17 protein-coding genes are annotated in these 18583 nt (G+C 62.2%); 12 read left to right on the top strand and 5 right to left on the bottom strand.

Annotated elements, in window-relative coordinates; translation table 11 throughout:
- The first annotated feature begins 192 nt into the window (after nt 1-192).
- The 6 genes from MF268_RS07505 to MF268_RS07480 all read left to right on the top strand — a co-directional run bounded on the left by MF268_RS07505 (nt 193) and on the right by MF268_RS07480 (nt 7287).
- Nucleotides 193-2478, top strand: a complete 2286-nt coding sequence (locus MF268_RS07505; RefSeq protein WP_238370288.1) for a bifunctional salicylyl-CoA 5-hydroxylase/oxidoreductase — start codon at nt 193-195, stop codon at nt 2476-2478.
- On the top strand, nt 2475-3224 hold the full coding sequence (locus MF268_RS07500) for an SDR family NAD(P)-dependent oxidoreductase (RefSeq protein WP_238370287.1): 750 nt from the start codon (nt 2475-2477) through the stop codon (nt 3222-3224). The genes MF268_RS07505 and MF268_RS07500 overlap by 4 nt, the downstream gene beginning before the upstream one ends.
- A complete protein-coding gene (locus tag MF268_RS07495; RefSeq protein WP_238370286.1) occupies nt 3221-3661 on the top strand; it encodes a MarR family winged helix-turn-helix transcriptional regulator in 441 nt (146 codons plus the stop codon). Before MF268_RS07500 ends, MF268_RS07495 begins: the two co-directional genes overlap by 4 nt.
- 5 nt (nt 3662-3666) lie before the next feature.
- Entirely contained in the window at nt 3667-4470 is an 804-nt protein-coding gene (locus tag MF268_RS07490; protein WP_420485424.1) for an enoyl-CoA hydratase family protein, read from the top strand.
- A gap of 67 nt (nt 4471-4537) precedes the next feature.
- A complete protein-coding gene (locus MF268_RS07485) occupies nt 4538-5668 on the top strand; it encodes an acyl-CoA dehydrogenase family protein (RefSeq protein WP_238370284.1) in 1131 nt (376 codons plus the stop codon).
- 2 nt (nt 5669-5670) lie between these two features.
- Nucleotides 5671-7287 (top strand): AMP-binding protein, encoded by a 1617-nt coding sequence (locus tag MF268_RS07480; protein WP_238370283.1) that lies wholly within the window; start codon nt 5671-5673, stop codon nt 7285-7287.
- Here the strand turns inward: MF268_RS07480 and MF268_RS07475 are convergent.
- Complete coding sequence (locus MF268_RS07475; RefSeq protein WP_238370282.1) at nt 7284-7487, bottom strand: hypothetical protein; 204 nt, start codon at nt 7485-7487, stop codon at nt 7284-7286. The genes MF268_RS07480 and MF268_RS07475 overlap by 4 nt on opposite strands.
- A gap of 73 nt (nt 7488-7560) precedes the next feature.
- Here MF268_RS07475 and MF268_RS07470 point away from each other — a divergent pair, with 73 nt between their 5' ends.
- Nucleotides 7561-8250 carry a helix-turn-helix transcriptional regulator gene (locus tag MF268_RS07470; RefSeq protein WP_238370281.1) on the top strand — a complete coding sequence of 230 codons (690 nt, stop codon included), beginning with the start codon at nt 7561-7563 and terminating at the stop codon, nt 8248-8250.
- Between the two features lie 110 nt (nt 8251-8360).
- Here MF268_RS07470 and MF268_RS07465 read toward each other — a convergent pair whose 3' ends face one another.
- Complete coding sequence (locus tag MF268_RS07465; RefSeq protein ID WP_238370280.1) at nt 8361-9083, bottom strand: hypothetical protein; 723 nt, start codon at nt 9081-9083, stop codon at nt 8361-8363.
- Nucleotides 9084-9230: 147 nt separating this feature from the next.
- On the opposite strand from MF268_RS07465, the gene MF268_RS07460 reads away from it, so the two are divergent.
- From MF268_RS07460 to MF268_RS07450, 3 genes are all read left to right on the top strand, one after another.
- Nucleotides 9231-10235: a hypothetical protein gene (locus MF268_RS07460; protein ID WP_238370279.1), complete on the top strand. Its 1005-nt coding sequence runs from the start codon at nt 9231-9233 to the stop codon at nt 10233-10235.
- Nucleotides 10236-10369: 134 nt separating this feature from the next.
- On the top strand, nt 10370-10978 hold the full coding sequence (locus MF268_RS07455) for a 3'-5' exonuclease family protein (protein WP_238370278.1): 609 nt from the start codon (nt 10370-10372) through the stop codon (nt 10976-10978).
- Nucleotides 10971-11387, top strand: a complete 417-nt coding sequence (locus MF268_RS07450) for an ester cyclase (RefSeq protein WP_238370277.1) — start codon at nt 10971-10973, stop codon at nt 11385-11387. Before MF268_RS07455 ends, MF268_RS07450 begins: the two co-directional genes overlap by 8 nt.
- A 48-nt stretch (nt 11388-11435) precedes the next feature.
- Here the strand turns inward: MF268_RS07450 and MF268_RS07445 are convergent, their stop codons facing one another.
- Nucleotides 11436-12080 carry a hypothetical protein gene (locus MF268_RS07445; RefSeq protein WP_238370276.1) on the bottom strand — a complete coding sequence of 215 codons (645 nt, stop codon included), beginning with the start codon at nt 12078-12080 and terminating at the stop codon, nt 11436-11438.
- A gap of 182 nt (nt 12081-12262) precedes the next feature.
- Between MF268_RS07445 and MF268_RS07440 the strand changes: the two genes are divergently transcribed.
- Complete coding sequence (locus MF268_RS07440) at nt 12263-13555, top strand: O-acetylhomoserine aminocarboxypropyltransferase/cysteine synthase family protein (RefSeq protein ID WP_238370275.1); 1293 nt, start codon at nt 12263-12265, stop codon at nt 13553-13555.
- A 71-nt stretch (nt 13556-13626) separates the two neighbouring features.
- On the opposite strand, the gene MF268_RS07435 is transcribed toward MF268_RS07440, so the two are convergent.
- Nucleotides 13627-14343 carry an SIMPL domain-containing protein gene (locus MF268_RS07435; RefSeq protein WP_238370274.1) on the bottom strand — a complete coding sequence of 239 codons (717 nt, stop codon included), beginning with the start codon at nt 14341-14343 and terminating at the stop codon, nt 13627-13629.
- 182 nt (nt 14344-14525) lie between these two features.
- Between MF268_RS07435 and MF268_RS07430 the strand changes: the two genes are divergently transcribed.
- On the top strand, nt 14526-17270 hold the full coding sequence (locus MF268_RS07430) for a hypothetical protein (RefSeq protein WP_238370273.1): 2745 nt from the start codon (nt 14526-14528) through the stop codon (nt 17268-17270).
- Nucleotides 17271-17356: 86 nt separating this feature from the next.
- Here the strand turns inward: MF268_RS07430 and hppD are convergent, their stop codons facing one another.
- Complete coding sequence (gene hppD / locus MF268_RS07425) at nt 17357-18451, bottom strand: 4-hydroxyphenylpyruvate dioxygenase (protein WP_238370272.1); 1095 nt, start codon at nt 18449-18451, stop codon at nt 17357-17359.
- Nucleotides 18452-18583: the final 132 nt, after the last annotated feature.

The raw sequence follows: 18583 nt of genomic DNA, 5'->3' as shown, positions 1-18583 counted from the left end.
TGCCACTTGGCAATAATTTTTTTACCGAAAGGTCAAAATATTCATCCGCGCGCCTGAAATGCCTTTCCGTTGAGCAGGAAAGCCGCCCGAGCCGGGTCAAAAGAGATATTTCAGGTGCAGATATTTTATACTTGAAATAAATTCTGGAGACTGCCACTCTTTCCCGGAGGAAGCCCGAAAGCGGAGCGTATCATGAAAGTTGTTTGTCTGGGTGGCGGTCCTGCGGGGCTGTATTTTGCGATCAGTATGAAACTGCGCAATCCCGAGCATGAAATCACCCTGCTCGAACGGAATCGCCCTGACGATACCTTTGGCTGGGGCGTGGTGTTGTCGGATGAGACACTGACCAATCTGCGCGAAAACGATCCCAAAAGCGCCGATGCGATCCACGCACATTTTGCCTATTGGGATGACATTTCGGTCATCCACAAAGGGGTGAACACCGTTTCCACAGGGCACGGGTTCTGCGGTATCGGACGGATGCGTCTACTGCTCTTGTTGCAGGAACGGGCGCGTGAGCTTGGCGTCGATCTGCAGTTTGAAACCGACGTGACCGACATCGACGCGCTCTCAAAGGAATACGATCTGGTTGTCGCGGCCGATGGGATCAATTCGCGGGTGCGCAGCCATTTCGCGGAACATTTCAAACCCGAGATTGACACCCGCGCCTGCAAGTTCGTCTGGCTTGGCACCCATGCCAAGTTCGACAATGCGTTCACCTTTATCTTTGAAAAAACAAAGCATGGCTGGGTCTGGGCCCATGCCTACCAGTTCGACAGCGACACGGCGACGTTCATTGTCGAATGCTCGGAAGAGACGTTTGATGCCTGGGGCTTTGGCAACATGACCCAGGAGGAAAGCATCGCGGCCTGCGAGGACATCTTCCGCGACCATCTGGACGGCCATGCGCTGATGACCAATGCGAAACATATTCGCGGTTCGGCATGGATCAATTTCAACCGGGTGCTCTGCGAGAAATGGCACCACGAGAATGTCGTGCTGCTGGGCGACAGTTCCGCCACGGCGCATTTCTCGATCGGGTCGGGGTCGAAACTGGCACTGGAATCGGCGATTGCGCTGGCGGATCTGATCGAGAGCCAACCGACGCTGGAAGACGCCTTTACCCGCTATCAGGAAGACCGGCGGCTGGACGTGTTGCGCCTGCAATCGGCGGCGCGCAACTCGACCGAATGGTTCGAGGAAGTCGAGCGTTATCTGGATCTGGACCCGGTGCAGTTCAACTATTCGCTGCTGACGCGGTCGCAGCGGATCAGTCACGAAAACCTGCGCCTGCGCGACCCGGAATGGCTGCGCTCGGCAGAGGAATGGTTTCAGACGCAGGCCGGGGCGAACGGGGTACATCGTGCACCGATGTTCGCACCTTTCCAGTTGCGCGACATGCGGCTGGTCAACCGGGTCGTGGTTTCGCCCATGGCGCAGTACAAGGCAGTCGACGGCTGCCCGACAGACTGGCATTTTGCCCATTACGCGGAACGGGCCAAGGGCGGCGCGGGGCTGGTCTATACCGAGATGACCTGTGTGTCGCCCGAAGGGCGGATCACGCCGGGCTGTCCGGGGCTTTACGCGCCCGAACACGAGGCGGCGTGGAAGCGGCTTTGTGACTTTGTGCATGCCGAGACCGAGGCGAAGCTGTGTATGCAGATCGGTCATTCCGGGCGCAAAGGCTCGACCCAGCTGGGCTGGGAGGTGATGGACGCGCCTCTGAAGGATGGCAACTGGGAGCTGCTTTCGGCCTCCTCGGTGCCTTGGTCCGACAACAATGCCGCGCCGCGCGAGATGACGCGCGCCGATATGGACGAGATTCGCGATCAGTTCGTCGCGTCGACGGAAATGGCCAATCGCGCCGGGTTCGACATGGTCGAACTGCACGCGGCGCACGGTTACCTGATTTCCTCGTTTATCTCGCCGCTGTCGAACCGGCGCTCGGATGAGTATGGCGGATCGCTGGAAAACCGGATGCGCTATCCGCTGGAGGTCTTTGCCGCGATGCGCGCGGTGTGGCCCGAGGAAAAGCCGATGTCGGTGCGGATTTCCGCGACGGACTGGGCCGAAGGCGGTGTCGGGGCCGAGGAAGCGGTCGAGATCGCCGCGATGTTCCGCGATGCGGGTGTCGATATCGTCGATGTCTCGGCCGGGCAGACCAGCACCGAGGCGCAACCGGTCTACGGGCGCATGTTCCAGACGCCGTTCTCGGACCGCATCCGCAACGAGCTGAACATGGCAACGATGACCGTGGGCAATATCTATGAGCCCGATCACGTTAATTCGATCCTGATGGCGGGCCGTGCCGATCTGGTCTGCCTTGCCCGTCCGCATCTCGCCGATCCCTACTGGACACTGCACGCGGCGGCGGCGCTTGGCGATACCGCGACGCAATGGCCCCTGCCCTATCTGCCCGGCCGCGACCAGATGCAGCGTCTGGCAGAACGCGGCGAAGGCATGGGGATCAAGGTATGAGCGGCATCAAGGGCAAGACGGTCCTGATCACCGGTGGCGGCACCGGGCTTGGCGCGGATATGGCGGCACGTTTTGCCGCCGAAGGCGCGCGGGTCTGGGTCTCAGGCCGGACGGCGGCGACGCTGGAACAGGTGGCCAGCCAGCATGGCGACATCCACATGGTCGAGGCGGATGTGACCGACGAGACCTCGGTCGCGGCGATGTTCGATTTCATCGACACGCCCGATATCGTGATCGCCAATGCCGGGGCCTCGTCGAGCGGGCCAATGGTGCGCACCGAACTGGCCGAATGGGACTCGATGCTTTCCGTGAACCTGACCGGTGTTTTCCTGACTTTCCGCGAAGGTTTGCGCCGGATGAAGGGCAGCCATTGGGGGCGGTTGATCGCCGTGGCCTCGACCGCCGGGCTTAAGGGCTATCCTTATGTCGCGCCCTACGCGGCGGCGAAACACGGGGTGATCGGGCTGGTGAAATCGCTGGCGCTCGAGACGGCGAAGTCGGGGGTGACGGTCAATGCGCTCTGCCCCGGGTTCCTCGACACGGAAATGACCGTGCGCAGCGTCGACAATATCATGATCAAGACCGGGATGAGCGCCGAGGACGCCCATGCCAGCCTTGCGCGCATGTCACCGCAGAACCGGCTGATCAAGCCCGAAGAGGTCAGCGCGGCGGCGTTCTGGCTTTGCGGCGCGGGCTCCGAAGGGGTGACGGGACAGGCAATTTCCATCTCGGGAGGCGAGGTTTGAGCCGCCCGTTGCCGAAGCAGCGGCTGCGGGTCTGGTTGCGGATGCTGTCGGCCCAGCGCGAGATCGAAACCGGTCTGCGCGAGGCGCTGCGGCTGAAGTTCGACAGCACCCTGCCCCGTTTCGACGTGCTTTCGGCGCTGGATCGCTATCGCGACGGGCTGCGGATGAGCGAACTGTCGGCCAAGCTGAAGGTATCGAACGGGAACGTGACCGGCATCGTAGAGCGGCTGGCGGGCGAAGGACTGGTCGAGCGTGTGGCCGTGGATGGCGACCGGCGCGCGATGCTGGTGCGGCTGACCCCTGCGGGTGCCGAGCGGTTTGCCGAGATGGCAACGGCCCATGAGGGCTGGATTAATGAGCAGCTGTCAGCATTCGACAGCGATGAGCTGGAACAATTGATCCGTCTGCTGGAGCGGATGGGAGGAGAAAACGCATGAGCGAGATGAGCGGATACGTCGCGGAACATTTTAAATTCGAAGCGGCGGATGGCATCGCGAAGATCTGCCTGAACCGGCCCGAGCGCAAGAACCCGCTGACCTTCGAGAGCTATGCCGAGCTGCGCGACATGTTCCGAGCGCTGGCCTATGCGAGCGATATCCACGCGGTTGTCTTCACTTCGAACGGCGGCAATTTCAGCTCGGGCGGCGATGTGCATGACATCATCGGGCCGCTGGTGGCGATGGAGATGCCGGAATTGCTGCAATTCACCCGGATGACCGGCGATCTGGTCAAGGCGATGCTGCATTGTGGCAAGCCGATCATCGCCGCCGTGGACGGGATCGCCGCTGGCGCCGGGGCGATCATCACCATGGCCTCGGACCTGCGGCTGGCGACACCGGAGGCCAAATGCGCCTTTTTGTTCAACCGCGTCGGCCTTGCGGGCTGCGACATGGGCGCCTGCGCGATCCTGCCGAGGATCATCGGTCAGGGCCGTGCGGCGGAGCTGCTTTACACGGGCCGCGCGATGAAGGCCGAAGAAGGGCTGGCATGGGGCTACTGGAACGCGCTGCACGAGGCCGACGCCTTGGAAGAAGCGGCGATGGAAATGGCGCGCCGCATCGTGGCGGGGCCGACCTTCGCCAACGCGATGACCAAGAACCAGCTGAACATGGAATGGGACATGAGCCTCGATCAGGCGATCGAAGCCGAGGCGCAGGCGCAGGCGATCTGCATGCAGACCGGCGATTTCGAACGCGCCTATCGCGCTTTTGTCGCCAAGGAAAAACCGGTGTTCGAAGGCAACTGAGCGCGGGACAGGCCGAGGGGCCGGGATTTTCCGTATTTGGAACGAGAAGAAGGGGGAGTTGCGCATCATGGTGGACCGGACATTTCTGGACTGGCCTTTTTTCGAGGATCGGCATCGCGAACTGGCGGCGGCGCTGGAGGCGTGGTGCGCGGCGAACCTGCCGGTGGATCACGGCGATGTGGACGGGGCCTGCCGCGGGCTGGTCGCGGCGCTGGGGGCGGCCGGGTTCCTGCAGCATTCCGGTGGCGAGGCGCTTGATGTACGTTCGCTCTGCCTGATCCGCGAGACTTTGGCCCGCCATGACGGGCTGGCGGATTTCGCCTTTGCCATGCAGGGGCTGGGCATGGGGGCGGTATCGCTCTTTGGCTCGGAGGCGCAGCGGGAGTGGCTGGGGCGGACCCGCGCCGGGGAGGCGATTTCCGCCTTTGCGCTGAGCGAACCTGCCAGTGGCTCGGACGTAGCGCAGCTTTCGACAACAGCCGTGGCTGACGGCGACGGGTATGTGCTGAATGGCGAGAAAACCTGGATCTCGAACGGCGGGATCGCGGATGTCTACACGGTTTTCGCGCGGACCGGCGAAGCGCCGGGCGCCAAGGGACTGTCGGCCTTTCTGGTTCCGGCCGATACGCCGGGTCTTGAGATTGCCGAGCGGCTTGAGGTAATCGCGCCGCACCCTCTGGCGCGGCTTCGGTTCAACGATATGCGCCTGCCGCGCGAGGCGCTGATCGGCACGGCGGGCAGCGGGTTCCGGATTGCCATGTCGGTGCTGGACGTGTTCCGCTCGACCGTGGGCGCGGCGGCGCTGGGATTTGCGCGGCGTGCGCTTGACGAGAGCCTTGCCCGCACCGGATCGCGGCAATTGTTCGGCGCGCCGCTGAACGATCTGCAAATGGTACAGGGGCATCTGGCCGACATGGCGCTGGGGGTCGATGCCTCGGCACTGCTGGTCTATCGCGCGGCCTGGACCAAGGACATGGGCGCGCCGCGGGTCAGCCGCGAGGCGGCGATGGCCAAGCTGCACGCGACCGAGACCGCCCAGCAGGTGATCGACGCGGCGGTGCAGCTGCATGGCGGCGACGGGGTGCGCCATGGGCATATCATCGAGAGCCTTTACCGCGAGATCAGGGCCTTGCGCATCTATGAGGGTGCCTCGGACGTGCAGAAGGTGGTGATCGCAAGACAGGTGATGGGAGCATGACCATGCTGGGACCAAGCGCGCATAGCGATACGTTTACGCGGGACAACCTGCCCGCGCCGGATATGTGGCCCGAGATCGACCTCGGCACGCATAGCTATCCGGAATATATCAACATCGGCGTCGAACTGACCGACAAGCTGGTGGCGCAAGGGTATGGTGATCGCACCGCGCTGATCGGCAACGGGCGGCGGCGCAGCTACAAGGAGCTGACCGACTGGACCAATCGGATCGCGCGCACGCTGGTCGAGGATTACGGCGTCAAGCCGGGCAATCGCATCCTGATCCGCAGCGCGAACAACCCGGCGATGGTGGCCTGCTGGCTGGCCGCGACCAAGGCAGGCGCGGTCGTGGTGAACACCATGCCGATGCTGCGCGCCGGAGAACTAGCCAAGATTGTCGACAAGGCCGAGATCACCCATGCGCTTTGCGACACAAGGCTGATGGACGAGATGATCACCTGCGCCAAATCCAGTGCAACGCTCAAGACGGTGGTTGGCTTTGATGGCACCGCCAATCACGATGCCGAACTGGACCGCGCCGCCCTGAACAAGCCCGTGACCTTTGACGCGGTTGAGACCGGGCGGGACGATGTGGCGCTGCTTGGCTTTACCTCGGGCACCACGGGTGAGCCGAAGGCCACGATGCATTTCCATCGCGATCTGCTGATTATCGCCGATGGCTATGCGCGTGAGGTGCTGGGCGTTACCCCCGAGGATATCTTCGTCGGCTCGCCGCCGCTTGCCTTTACCTTTGGCCTTGGCGGGCTGGCGGTATTCCCCTTGCGCTTTGGCGCCTGCGCAGTGCTGTTGGAGAATGCCTCGCCGCCGAACATGATCGAGATCATCGAGACATACCGCGCGACCGTAAGTTTCACCGCCCCCACAGCCTATCGCGTGATGCTGGCCGCGATGGAGGAAGGCGTGGATCTCTCCAGCCTGCGCGCTGCCGTATCCGCCGGAGAAACCCTGCCCGCCCCGGTCTATCACGACTGGATCGAAAAGACCGGCAAGCCGATGCTCGACGGGATCGGGTCAACCGAAATGCTGCATATCTTCATTTCGAACCGCTTCGACGATCACCGCCCAGCCTGCACCGGCAAACCGGTGACCGGCTACGAGGCACGTATCCTTGGCGAAGACGGTACCGACGTCGAACCGGGCAAGGTCGGACGGCTGGCGGTGCGCGGCCCCACCGGCTGCCGGTACCTGAACGACAAGCGACAGGCCGAATACGTAAATGACGGCTGGAACCTCACCGGGGACAGCTTCTCGATGGATGCCGAAGGCTATCTGCATTTCGCTGCCCGCTCCGACGACATGATCATCTCATCAGGCTATAATATCGCCGGCCCAGAGGTCGAAGCCGCGCTGCTGGCCCATGAGGACGTGTCGGAATGCGCCGTCATCGGGGTTCCGGACGACGCACGCGGTGAAATCGTGCAGGCCCATGTGGTGCTGAGGGATGGTGTCGAACCTGGCCCTTTGCAGGTGAAACTCCTGCAGGATTTCGTGAAGGCGCAGATCGCCCCCTATAAATACCCGCGTTCGGTGATCTTTACCGATGCCCTGCCGAAAACGGCAACCGGCAAGATCCAGCGCTTCCGCCTGCGCGACACCTAGGCAATCCGCCTGCGGTACAGATCGCGCTCCTTGCGGTATTCCTCTGAGACAGGAGCCTGTTCTTCCCGCGCGGCTTCAATCTCGCACTCGTGAGGGCGCAGGCGCCGGGTCGGTGCCGCCCAGCGCCCCAGTTGCAGGGCCATGGCGACGGCGTGATCGTAATAGGACATGGGAAACTCCGTGATTGCAATTTCTTTCAATCACGTCTCTCCTGACACCCTGCTGTCAGCAGCCCTTGCTATTGTGTCAGCAGCACATCCAGAGGCCCACCCAATGAACCGTTCCAACCGTCTGTTCGAAATCATCCAGCTTCTGCGGGCTACCTCCCGGCCAGTGACCGCCCGCGCACTCTCCGAACAGCTCGAAGTCTCCGAACGCACGATCTACCGCGACATCGCCGCGCTTCAGGCAATGCGCACCCCGATCGAAGGCGAAGCGGGCATCGGCTATGTCATGCGGCGCGGCTACGACCTGCCGCCGCTGAACTTCGATTCCGAGGAAATCGAAGCGCTGCACGTCGGTCTCGCCCTCCTCGCCCGCACCGGCGACAGCGCCCTCCAGGCCGCCGCCAGCCGAATCTGCGCCAAGATCGACGCGCTGCACTGTGCCGCCGACTGGTTGCAGGTCGCCCCTTGGGGGGCAAAAAAGGACGACCCGCTCAAGGGCTGCGTCTCCATCGCTCTGATGCGCGAAGCAGTGCGCGACGAACGCAAGCTGCGGATCACCTACCGGGATGCCGATGACCGTGAGACGGAAAGAACCGTACGCCCGGTGGGGGTCGTCTATCACCTGGATTGCGCCATGCTCGCGGGCTGGTGCGAGCTGCGCCAGTCATTTCGCCACTTCAGGGTCGACCGGATCTGGACCTGCACCGCACTCGAGAGCTATTTCACCGGCGAAGGCAATGCGCTGCGCCGCCTCTGGCTGGAAAACAACCGCTACGAAACGCCCGCCGCAAGCTGAACGCCCCGAAGGCACGACATCCCCTGCTTCTTTGGGTCCTAAAATATCCCCGCCGGAGGCTCCTGTCCCATCAGCTCGTCGCGCCACTCGTCACGTCACGCAACGGCGCCTCAGGGAATCACGATACCCGCCCGATTGAAGCGCAGCTGCGCCGTTGTCATGTCATCATAGAGCAGATGCACCTCGATCAACTGCACACTGCGCCGGGGAAAGCTGCGGTATGGCAGGCCATCGCCGTCCAGAACGGCTGCCGGGGCGGTCTGGTCGGGGCGGCATTCCGGCATGGCCCAGACTTCCGGCGCCGCGCCGTTCACGCCGACCCGGATTTCATGCAGCCCGCAGCGCCATGCCCAGAGATGGCTTACATACAAAAGATCCTGCCCGCCGAATTCACGCACCGAAATCCAGTTGCCACGGGTGGCGTTCAGGATCGGGCGCACTTCAAGCGCTGTCAGGAACCGGCCCGAGGCGATTTGCGGTTCTGCCGCAAAGCCGGTCGCCGGCTCTGCATGGGCCCCGGGCGTCTCCGATGGCAGCGCTGCCGGATCATCCTTGCTTTCCGGCATGACGGCAATCTCCTCCCCGGTGTCGGGCTCTTGACCGGCAGCAGACGTCCCCTTGTCCTCTTGCGGGGCGGCGGCGACCGCTTTTTTTGTTTCTGTCTCCGGGCTGGTGGCAACGGCGTTTTCGGGAGTCTCCGCCTCACCCGGGGCCTGGGCGACGTCCATCGGGGCCGCCGCAAGCGCCGGCGCCGCGCTATCGGCCGCCACCTGATCGACGGTCGCAAGGGAATGCACCGAGGCAGAGAACATCAACAAGAACACTTCCAGCATGACCCTGGCCTTTCGCTTTTCCTGCGGGGCTGCCATTCTCCGGGCAGCCTGCCCTTCCCGAATTTCAGGTTTTTTGTTTCAAAATTCATGCCTATAATCAGCGGCATCGGCTAATGCCGCAGACCAAATCAAGCGGCTGAATCGAGTATGGCAAAGAAACAGCACCCTCGCCAAGCCTTCAATATCCTGATCATCGGGCAATCGGGCCGGTTGCAATATGAATGCCTGCTATTCGCGGCGACGTTGCGCCATACCAATCCGGAATTTGCCGGGCGGCTGTTCGTCGCCGTGCCCAATGACGGACCACTCTGGGACCGGGACCCCGCGATCCGAGACAGCGGCGTGCTCGATATGCTGGGCGAGCTTGGCGCGGAAATCCTGCCTTTTGACAATCACGTTTTTGGCCAGTCCTACCCGCAGGGCAACAAGATCGAGGCGCTGGCGGCCCTGCCCGAGGGGCAACCTTTTGTCTTTTTCGACAGCGACACCCTGATCACCGGCGATCTGAGCGACGTGCCGTTCGATTTCTCGTATCCCGGTGCCTCGCTGCGCCGGGAAGGCAGCTGGCCCACGCCCACGCTTTACGGCCCCGGCTATCACGGCATCTGGAAGTCGCTTTATGACCGCTTTGGACTCGATTTTGCGTCGAGCCTCGCGACGGAGCATCCCGAGGAATACTGGGAACGCTACCTGTATTTCAACGCAGGCTATTTCTTTTACCGCTGCCCGAAAGAGTTTGGCGAGAGATACCTCGACTATGCGCGGTCGATCCGGGACGACCCGCCTGTCGAACTGACCTGTCAGAGCCTTGATCCCTGGCTTGACCAGATCGCACTGCCGCTGGTCATTCACGGACTTGGCGGCGGTCGGGATGCCCTGCCCGGAGGTCTGCTGGACGGGCGCATCAGCTGTCATTACCGGATGTTCCCACTACTCTATGCGCGCGAAAGCGATGCGGTGATCGAAATGGTCGAAGCCTGCGCCGCGCCGAACCGGATCAAGAAAATCCTGAAACAACATGAACCGATCAAGCGGATGATCTACCAAGGGCGCGGCCAGAAGGTGCGCGCGCTCTTCGACCGATCGGCCCTGCCCCGGCGCGAACAGGCGATACGCAACCGCATCAAGGCACATGGCTTCTGGATGCGCTGAACGAACCGGGCGCGCCCGTGGCGAGGACGGGAGCCTCCGGCGGGGATATTTTATGACCCAAAGAAGCAGGGGCCGGTCGGTATCAGGGGCCGGGTCCAACTTTGGCGACGGGATTATCGAAGAGAGGGAGACAAATGGCGGATGCATTCATTTTTGACTGCGAATTTCTGACGGCGGAGGGGGCGCCGTCGCGGTTCTGGTGCGGGCCGTTCGACCCCGACCCCGTGGTGGCGCAGATCGGGATTGTCCGGCTGGGGCTGGAGGGGGATTATACTATTGCCGAGACCAAGCGACTTTATGTTGTGCCACCGGACCGGGAGGGTGGTCGGCAGGCGCTTGATCCGCTGTTCACGCGGCTGACCGGGATCGATGAGCAGGTGATTGAGGCCGAGGGGCTGGCGCTGAAACAGGCGCTGGCCGAAGTCGAGACGTTCTGTGGTGGGGCGAAGCTCTGGTCCTGGGGCAAGGACGAGTTCAACATGCTGGCGATCAGCTGTTATGTCGAGGGGATCGTGCCGCCCATCCCGGTCACGCGGTTTGGGAATGCCTGCCAGTTGCTGCTGAAAGCAGGGATGCCCTATGAGGACCTCAAGGTGACCCGGAGCAATACGCTTTCGGCCTATTTCGGGATCGAACACGCGCCGCTGCGAGGGCATGACGCGCTGGATGATGCGCTTTCCGTGGCCTATACGATGCAGCATCTGCTGAACGACGGTCGATTAAAGCCGTCGGATTTTGACTGAGGCACCGGTTGTGGGGGAGGTGACGGCGCAAGGCCTGCGACGTCTCTATCTTGACTATATCGAGTGCCTGAACCGACGGGACGGGGCGGCACTTGGCAACTTTGTGCATGCAGAGGCAGAACATAACGGCACCAGGATCGGACTGTCCGGCTATCGGGAGATGCTGAAGAGCGATGTGGCGGCCATTCCGGACCTGTTCTTCGATGTGCGGATGATCCTGTGCGACGCACCTTTTATCGCTAGTCGCCTCCATTTCGACTGTACGCCAGTTGGGCTGCTCTTTGGCCTGCCGGTGAACGGGCGGCGCGTGCGGTTTGACGAGAATGTATTTTACGAGATCGAAGCGGGCCGCATCCGGCGGGTCTGGTCTGTGATCGACAAGGATACCGTGCGCCAGCAGATCGAATGACATGCCCGGCGCGGGCCGAGGCCGGCGCGCCGGGATCAGTTGCTGTGCTCAGGCTTTTTCGAGCAGCGTGTAGGTGGTGATCAGCTCATTCTGGATCTGGCCGCGCATGATCTTGCCATTCGCGTCGCGTTTGCTCCTCGCACCGGCGGCCCGCTTGATAAGACGGCCCATCTGCTGGTTGATCGGCGCCTGCGCCCGGGCAAGCGCGCGGTCATCGGCGGTTTTGGCATCGACGGCGATTTCGTAGTTGTCGACGAATTCGATTTCGCTCGACGCCTTGCGGACAACGGTCAGAATGAAGTTTTCGTCGAAACCGCCCTCTGCATCGACTTCGCGGGCGAGTTCGACGGCGCGGTCGAGCACGGCACGTTTGGCCGCGATGCGCCGGGCCATCAGATCCTCGGCCGGGGCGTTTTCGATCACGTAGGTTTCGGCCATCTTCTGCATGAAGGGGGCGATATCCATACCGGCGGCTTTTGCAGCCGCGCCGACAAACTTGCGCACCTCGGTATCGAGAAGGAAGGTAACGGTGTTCTGTTCGACCATCCGCTTGCGTTTCAGCGCGCGCTTCTGGGCGAGGGTCGGTTTTTCGCCGGTTTCGGCGGATGTCGCAGCGTCGGCACGGGCGCCTGTTTTTGCCTTGCCGGCACGCTTTTTATTCGCTTTTTCAAGTGTCTCTAGTGTTGCTGGCATTTCAGCCTCCGTTCTCAACATAGTTGTTGACTATGTTATTCACCTTCAAAAGTCAACATAGTCGCAGAGTATGTTCCGATCGTGACCGGCGGGTGACATTGCCGTGCAACGCCATGGTTGTTGCCCTGATCGACGCGATGACCTAGGCATATGCGACACATCTGAACACGGGAGAAAGACAGATGAGCGACGCCCCCAGTTATGGTTTCGACACCCTGCAGATCCATGCCGGCGCGCGGCCCGATCCGGCCACCGGCGCGCGGCAGACGCCGATCTACCAGACCACCGCCTATGTCTTTCGCGATGCCGATCACGCGGCGGCTTTGTTCAACCTGCAGGAGGTCGGCTATATCTATTCGCGCCTGACCAACCCGACGGTGGCCGTGCTGCAGGAACGTATCGCCACGCTCGAGGGCGGGGTTGGAGCGGTTTGCTGTTCCTCGGGCCATGCGGCACAGATCATGGCGCTGTTCCCGCTGATGGCACCGGGGCGCAATGTGGTCGTATCCACCCGTCTTTACGGCGGTACGGTCACGCAGATGTCGCAGACCATCAAACGCTTTGGCTGGAGCGCGAAATTCGTCGATTTCGACGATCTCGATGCGCTGGAGGCGGCGATTGACGACGACACCCGTGCGGTGTTCTGCGAGAGCGTCGCGAACCCCGGCGGCTATATCACCGATCTGGATGCGGTTTCGGCGGTGGCCGACAAGGCCGGCCTGCCGTTGATCGTGGATAATACCTCGGCCACGCCCTATCTTTGCCGGCCCATCGAACATGGCGCGACGCTGGTGGTGCATTCGACCACGAAATACCTGACTGGTAACGGCACGGTAACGGGCGGCTGCATCGTGGATTCGGGCAAGTTCGACTGGGCGGCTTCGGGCAAGTTCCCGTCGCTGTCGGAACCGGAACCCGCCTATCACGGGCTGAAATTCGCGGAAACCTTCGGGCCGCTGGCTTTTACCTTTCACGGGATCGCCGTTGGCCTGCGCGATCTGGGCATGACGATGAATCCGCAGGGCGCGCATTACACGCTGATGGGGATCGAGACCCTGTCGCTGCGGATGGAACGTCATGTGGCCAATGCCGTAAAAGTTTCGAAATGGCTCGAACAGGACGAGAGGGTCGATTTCGTGACCTATGCGGGTCTCGAATCCTCACCCTATTACGAACGTGTCTCGCGCATCTGCCCCAAGGGCGCGGGCGGGCTTTTCACCTTTGCGCTGAAGGGCGGATATGAGGCCTGCGTAAAGTTCGTCAACGCGCTCGAGATCTTTTCCCATGTGGCGAACCTTGGCGATACGCGGTCGCTGGTGATCCATTCCGCCTCGACCACGCACCGCCAGTTGACGGCAGAGCAGCAGGAAGCGGCGGGCGCCGGGCCGAACATGGTGCGGATCTCCATCGGGATCGAAGACGCGGACGATCTGATCGCCGATCTGGATCAGGCGCTGGCCAAAGCCTCGGCCTGAGGCACCGCCTTTCCGAAAACGAAAAGCGCGCCGCTGCAAACGGCGCGCTTTTTTGTTCGATTTGAACGGTTTCAGGGGCTAACGATGTCAAAGACCATGCTGACCGAGGAACTGACAGTCACCTCGCCCGCCGCGATCGGCACACCACCCTTGCGGGCAGAGGCCGCCATTTCCATCATCATCGGGCGTCCGCCGCCCTGTTCGGTGATAGAACGCACCTGCCCCAGCTCGATACCGGCGGCATCGGCATAGAGCACCGCCTTGGCCATCGCGTCCTTGACGGCGGCCTTGCGGGCCTCGTCCATCAGCGGATCGGGGTTCTGCATGGAAAACTGCAAGCCATTGAAGTCATTCGCGCCATCTTCGATCACCGCATCAAGGAGCGGGCCAAGGCTTTCCAGATCGCGGACCCGGACGTAGATCGTGTTGCTCGCGACGAATCCGGTGATGACGTTCTGTTCCAGATCGGTCCGGCCATTATCGGACCAGACCGGGTTGAGCGTCAGGTTACGGGTCTGCATATCGCTCTCGGCCACGCCAAGTGTCGCGAGACGTTCGAGAATCGCCGCGACATTATCCGATGTCGTGTCCATCGCCGCCTTGGCTTCGTCTGCCCGGTGGGTCACGCCAAGGGTGATCGTGGCCATATCCGGGGCCGCGGTGACCTCTCCTTCACCGTTGACGATAATTTGACGGGATTGGGTTAGCTCCTGTGCGGCAAGCAGGGCTGGCGCGGTGGTCGCGCAGAATGCAGCCAAAACACCGGCAAGAAGGATAGATGGTTTCATTACTCGTTTCCTTTGAACTATATCTCAAGATGAAAGCGTTGCCCGTGATATCGCAAGGTCTGCTGTGGTGTTTTTCTTTTCCTCGGCAGAGTCCTGCTTTAAACTGGGCCCGGTCGGGATGGCTCTGGCTATGCCGGATGCCGGGGTGGCAACATATTGAAAATGGGATGAATGGCCGCGGAATGAAACCCGATTTTGCCCTTTCCTTGACGTTCGACGGAATTACCCTGCTGCACCGGGCGGCGGGCGGATGGCGTCATGTGGGTGACGCCGGATTCGACGCGCCCGATCTTGCCGCTGCCGTGTCCGAGCTGCGCGCCAGGGCAAAGAAGCTTGCCACCGGCAAACTGCGCACCAAGCTGATCCTGCCGAATGAGCAGATCAGATATCTGAGCGTCGAAACCGGGGATGCGCGGGGCGATATCCGCGACAGTCTCGTGCGCGAGGCGCTTGCCGAGGCGACGCCCTATGACCTGAGCGAACTGGTCTATGACACCGCCAGCGACGGGCGCATGACCCATGTTGCGGCGGTAGCGCGCGAAACGCTTGAAGAAGCGGAAGCCTTTGCGGTTGAGCATGAGATGGGGCCGCTGGCCTTTGCGGCCATCCCCGGCGATGAGGCGTTTCTGGGCGAGCCGTGGTTTGGCCAGACCAAGGCCGCGACCCATGAGTTTGGCAAGAACACGGTAGAACCGGACGGAATCGCGGTCGTGGTCGTCGGCAAGGCGGTTTACCCCGAGCCGGCACCTGAACCGGTCGAAGAATCTCAAACTGTCGAGGAGCCTGAACCAGACACGGACGAGGCCCCCGAAACGGAATACACCGTCCCGCAGCCGACCGCGCCCGCCGGGTTTTCCTCGCGCCGGGCACGACGGGAAGGCCCCGCCCCTGCCGAAGACAGCCCTGCGACCGGCGAGTTGCTGACTGCCGAACGGCCGCGTTTCTCGCTGGCGCCCGGTCCTGTCGCCAGTGGCGTCGCCCCCGAGGTCGAACATACGCCGGTGGCTGGCGACATCGCTGAAACCGTCACTCAAGACGATGAGGACGAGCCGATAGAAGAGGCCGAGGTCAGGGCCAAGAGCGAAACCGACCCCGACCCGGTCGTGGCCGCCCCTGAGTATCAAGAACCGGAGTATAAAGAGGCCGAACCGGATCTCACGTTGACGGCCCCCGAATTCCGCACGCAGCCCGAAGAAGACCCGGTGCCGACGGCCACCGGGTTCAGCGCCTTTCTCAGCCGCAAGCGTGAAGAAGACGACCCGCCCGTTACCACCAGACCGAAACAGACGACCAGCCGGATCGCGCCGCCGCCCCCCGCCGCCATGAGCGAAGCCGGTGACGAAGCCGCCAAGATGACTGTCTTTGGCGCGCGCGACAACAAGGTGGGCGGCAAACCCCGTCACCTTGGCCTGATCCTTACCGCCGGGCTGCTTTTGTTCCTTGCAGCCGTCGCGATATGGGCCAGCCTGTTCCTGGATGACGGGATTGCCGGTCTCTTTGGCACCGACGATGCGGCCAGCGAACATGCGCTGACTCCTGCCGTTGTACCGGCCCCCGATGTGCTGGATACAGACCCGGTTGTCACCGCCGTGGAACAAAGCGAAGGCGTGTTTCGCCCTGGCGCGGCGGATACCGACACTGACCCGAATGCCGCGCCGGATACGGACGTGGATCAGGGCCCGCAGATCGCGGCGGAACCCGGCGCACCCGAGGCGCCGGCCGCGGATGACAGCCTGCAGAACCTTCCCGATGCGCCCGGTCTGAGCGAAACTGACATGGCGGTTCTTGACGCGCTGGACGAAGGTGAAAGTGACGCGATCCCTGCAGACGAGCTGCCCGCGATTGACGACGATTTGCCTGGGATCGACAGCGAAGTGCTGGATGACGAAGCCGTTGCCGATGCGCAGGATATGGAACCGGCCCCGGCCGGGGGCGAGGACACGGCTGTTGCGACAGAGGTCCCCGCCGAGCCGCAGACCGAGGCCGAGAAAGAGGCCCGCTATGCCGCGACCGGCATCTGGCCCGAAGCGCCCGAGGCCCCTGCCTCGCCCGCCGTGATCGGTCTTGACGACCTGTTCATCGCGTCGATCGACCGCACCGACATGTCTCAGGATGCGGTGGCCCTGCCCCAGCCCGAGGAATTTGAAACGGATGAGGCGCCGGATGTGGTGAGCTCGCCTGCCGCCGCCGGTACGCTTTTTGCGCTGGACGAAAACGGTCTTGTCGAGGCCACGCCCGAAGGCACGCTGAACCAGGAAGGGGTTCGGATCTATGCCGGTCTGCCGCCCATACGCCCCTCGTCGATTCCCGAACGGCTCGACGTGCAGGAAGAGGCGGAAAGCGATGCGCTGCGCGACCGTCTGGCCGAACTGCGCCCGCGCCTGCGCCCCGAGGATCTGGCCGAACGTCAGGAACGCACGCAGCTTGGCGGGCTGACCCGCGACGAACTGGCCACGCTGCGGCCCAAGCTGCGGCCCCGCTCGCTTCAGGAAGAGGCGGAAACCCTGCGCGCCGAACAGGCAACCCCCGCGCCGCCGTCGGCACAGGCCGTCGCGGCGTCGCGGCGTCCCGATCCACGGCCCGCCGATTTCGCCAGCATCGTCAGGACTGCTCGGGCAGCACCAGAGGAAGCGGATGAACCGGAACCTGTTGCGCCTGTCCGTGTGCAGCCGACCATTCCATCCTCGGCCTCGGTGGCCCGGCAGGCAACGCTCGACAATGCGATCAACCTGCGCCGCGTGAACCTCATCGGGGTCTACGGCACGCCGTCGAACCGGCGCGCGCTCGTGCGCCTGCCCAGCGGGCGATATAAAAAGGTTCAGGTCGGCGACAGTGTCGATGGCGGACGCATCGTGGCCATCGGCGACAGCGAGCTGCGCTATTCCAAGGGCGGGCGCAACCTGACCCTGAAGATTCCGAGCGGTTAACCCCCACCTCTCCGCATTACACAAAAAAACGGGCGGCTGGATGCCGCCCGTTCTCCTCCCCGTGGATCGCTTGCAAGCGGGAGACGTTACTCCGCCGCGATCTCACCATTGTCGATCTGCTCCTGTTCGATGGACTCGAACAGCGCCTTGAAGTTGCCTTCGCCGAACCCGTCGTCGCCCTTGCGCTGGATAAACTCGAAAAAGATCGGACCGATCACGGTTTTTGAGAAGATCTGCAGCAGGATACGGGTTTCACCGCCATCGACGACGCCTTCGCCATCGATCAGGATACCGTGCTTTTTCATCCGCTCGATCGGTTCGTCATGGTCGACGACGCGGTCCTTGGACATGTCGTAATAGGTATCCGGCGGACCAGGCATGAATTTCACGCCCTTGTCGGCAATCGCATCGGTGCTGTCATAGATATTGTCCGACCCGACCGCGATATGCTGGATACCTTCCCCATTGTACTTCTTGAGGTAGGACACGATCTGGCCGGTTTCGCCCCGGTCCTCGTTCAGAGGAATACGGATCCGGCCACAGGGCGAGGTCAGCGCACGCGAGAAAAGCCCGGTGAACTTGCCCTCGATGTCGAAAAAGCGGATTTCGCGAAAGTTGAACAGGTCGCCGTAGAACTTGAACCAAGTGTCCATGTTACCCTTGAACACGTTATGGGTCAGGTGATCGAGGTAATAGAACCCGACGCCGCGTGGTTTGGACTGCGCCAGCCATTCGAATTCCTCGTTATAAGGCGAGGTGTCGTAATACTGGTCGATGAAATAGATCAACGATCCGCCAATCCCGAGGATCGCGGGCACGTCCATCGTCTTGTCATCGCCGGTGTAGGGTTCGGCGCCATTCGCAACCGCATGGTCGAACGCATGCTGCGCGTCCACGACGCGCCAGCCCATCGACGGTGCACAAGGACCGTGCAGATCGACAAAGCGTGAGGCAAAACTGTTCGGCTCGGCATTCAGGACATAGGTGATATCGCCCTGCTGCCAAAGCTCAACATTCTTGGACTTGTGGCGGGCGACGCATTCGTAGCCCATACGCGAAAAAACACCGCGAAGCTCTTCAGGGTCGGGATGGGCGAATTCGACGAATTCGAACCCGTCCGTTCCGGCCGGGTTGGCCTCGGTGATTTCGGATTTCGGTGCGTCATGCGGGAAAGGACCCATGATTCGCTTCTCCTCTGGCTGTCATTTCTGGTTAGCCAAATCGTAACGCAAACTTCATGCTAAAGTTGCGCGTTTTCGATTAGGATCAGGGGTAGTTATGCGGGAAACATGCACTATGTAAGTAAGAATAAA

This window comes from Heliomarina baculiformis (assembly GCF_019966545.1).
Classification (GTDB): Bacteria; Pseudomonadota; Alphaproteobacteria; order Rhodobacterales; family Rhodobacteraceae; genus Heliomarina; species Heliomarina baculiformis.
The sequence above is the reverse complement of the archived record's forward strand: the minus strand, read 5'-3'. Positions and strand labels throughout refer to the sequence as shown.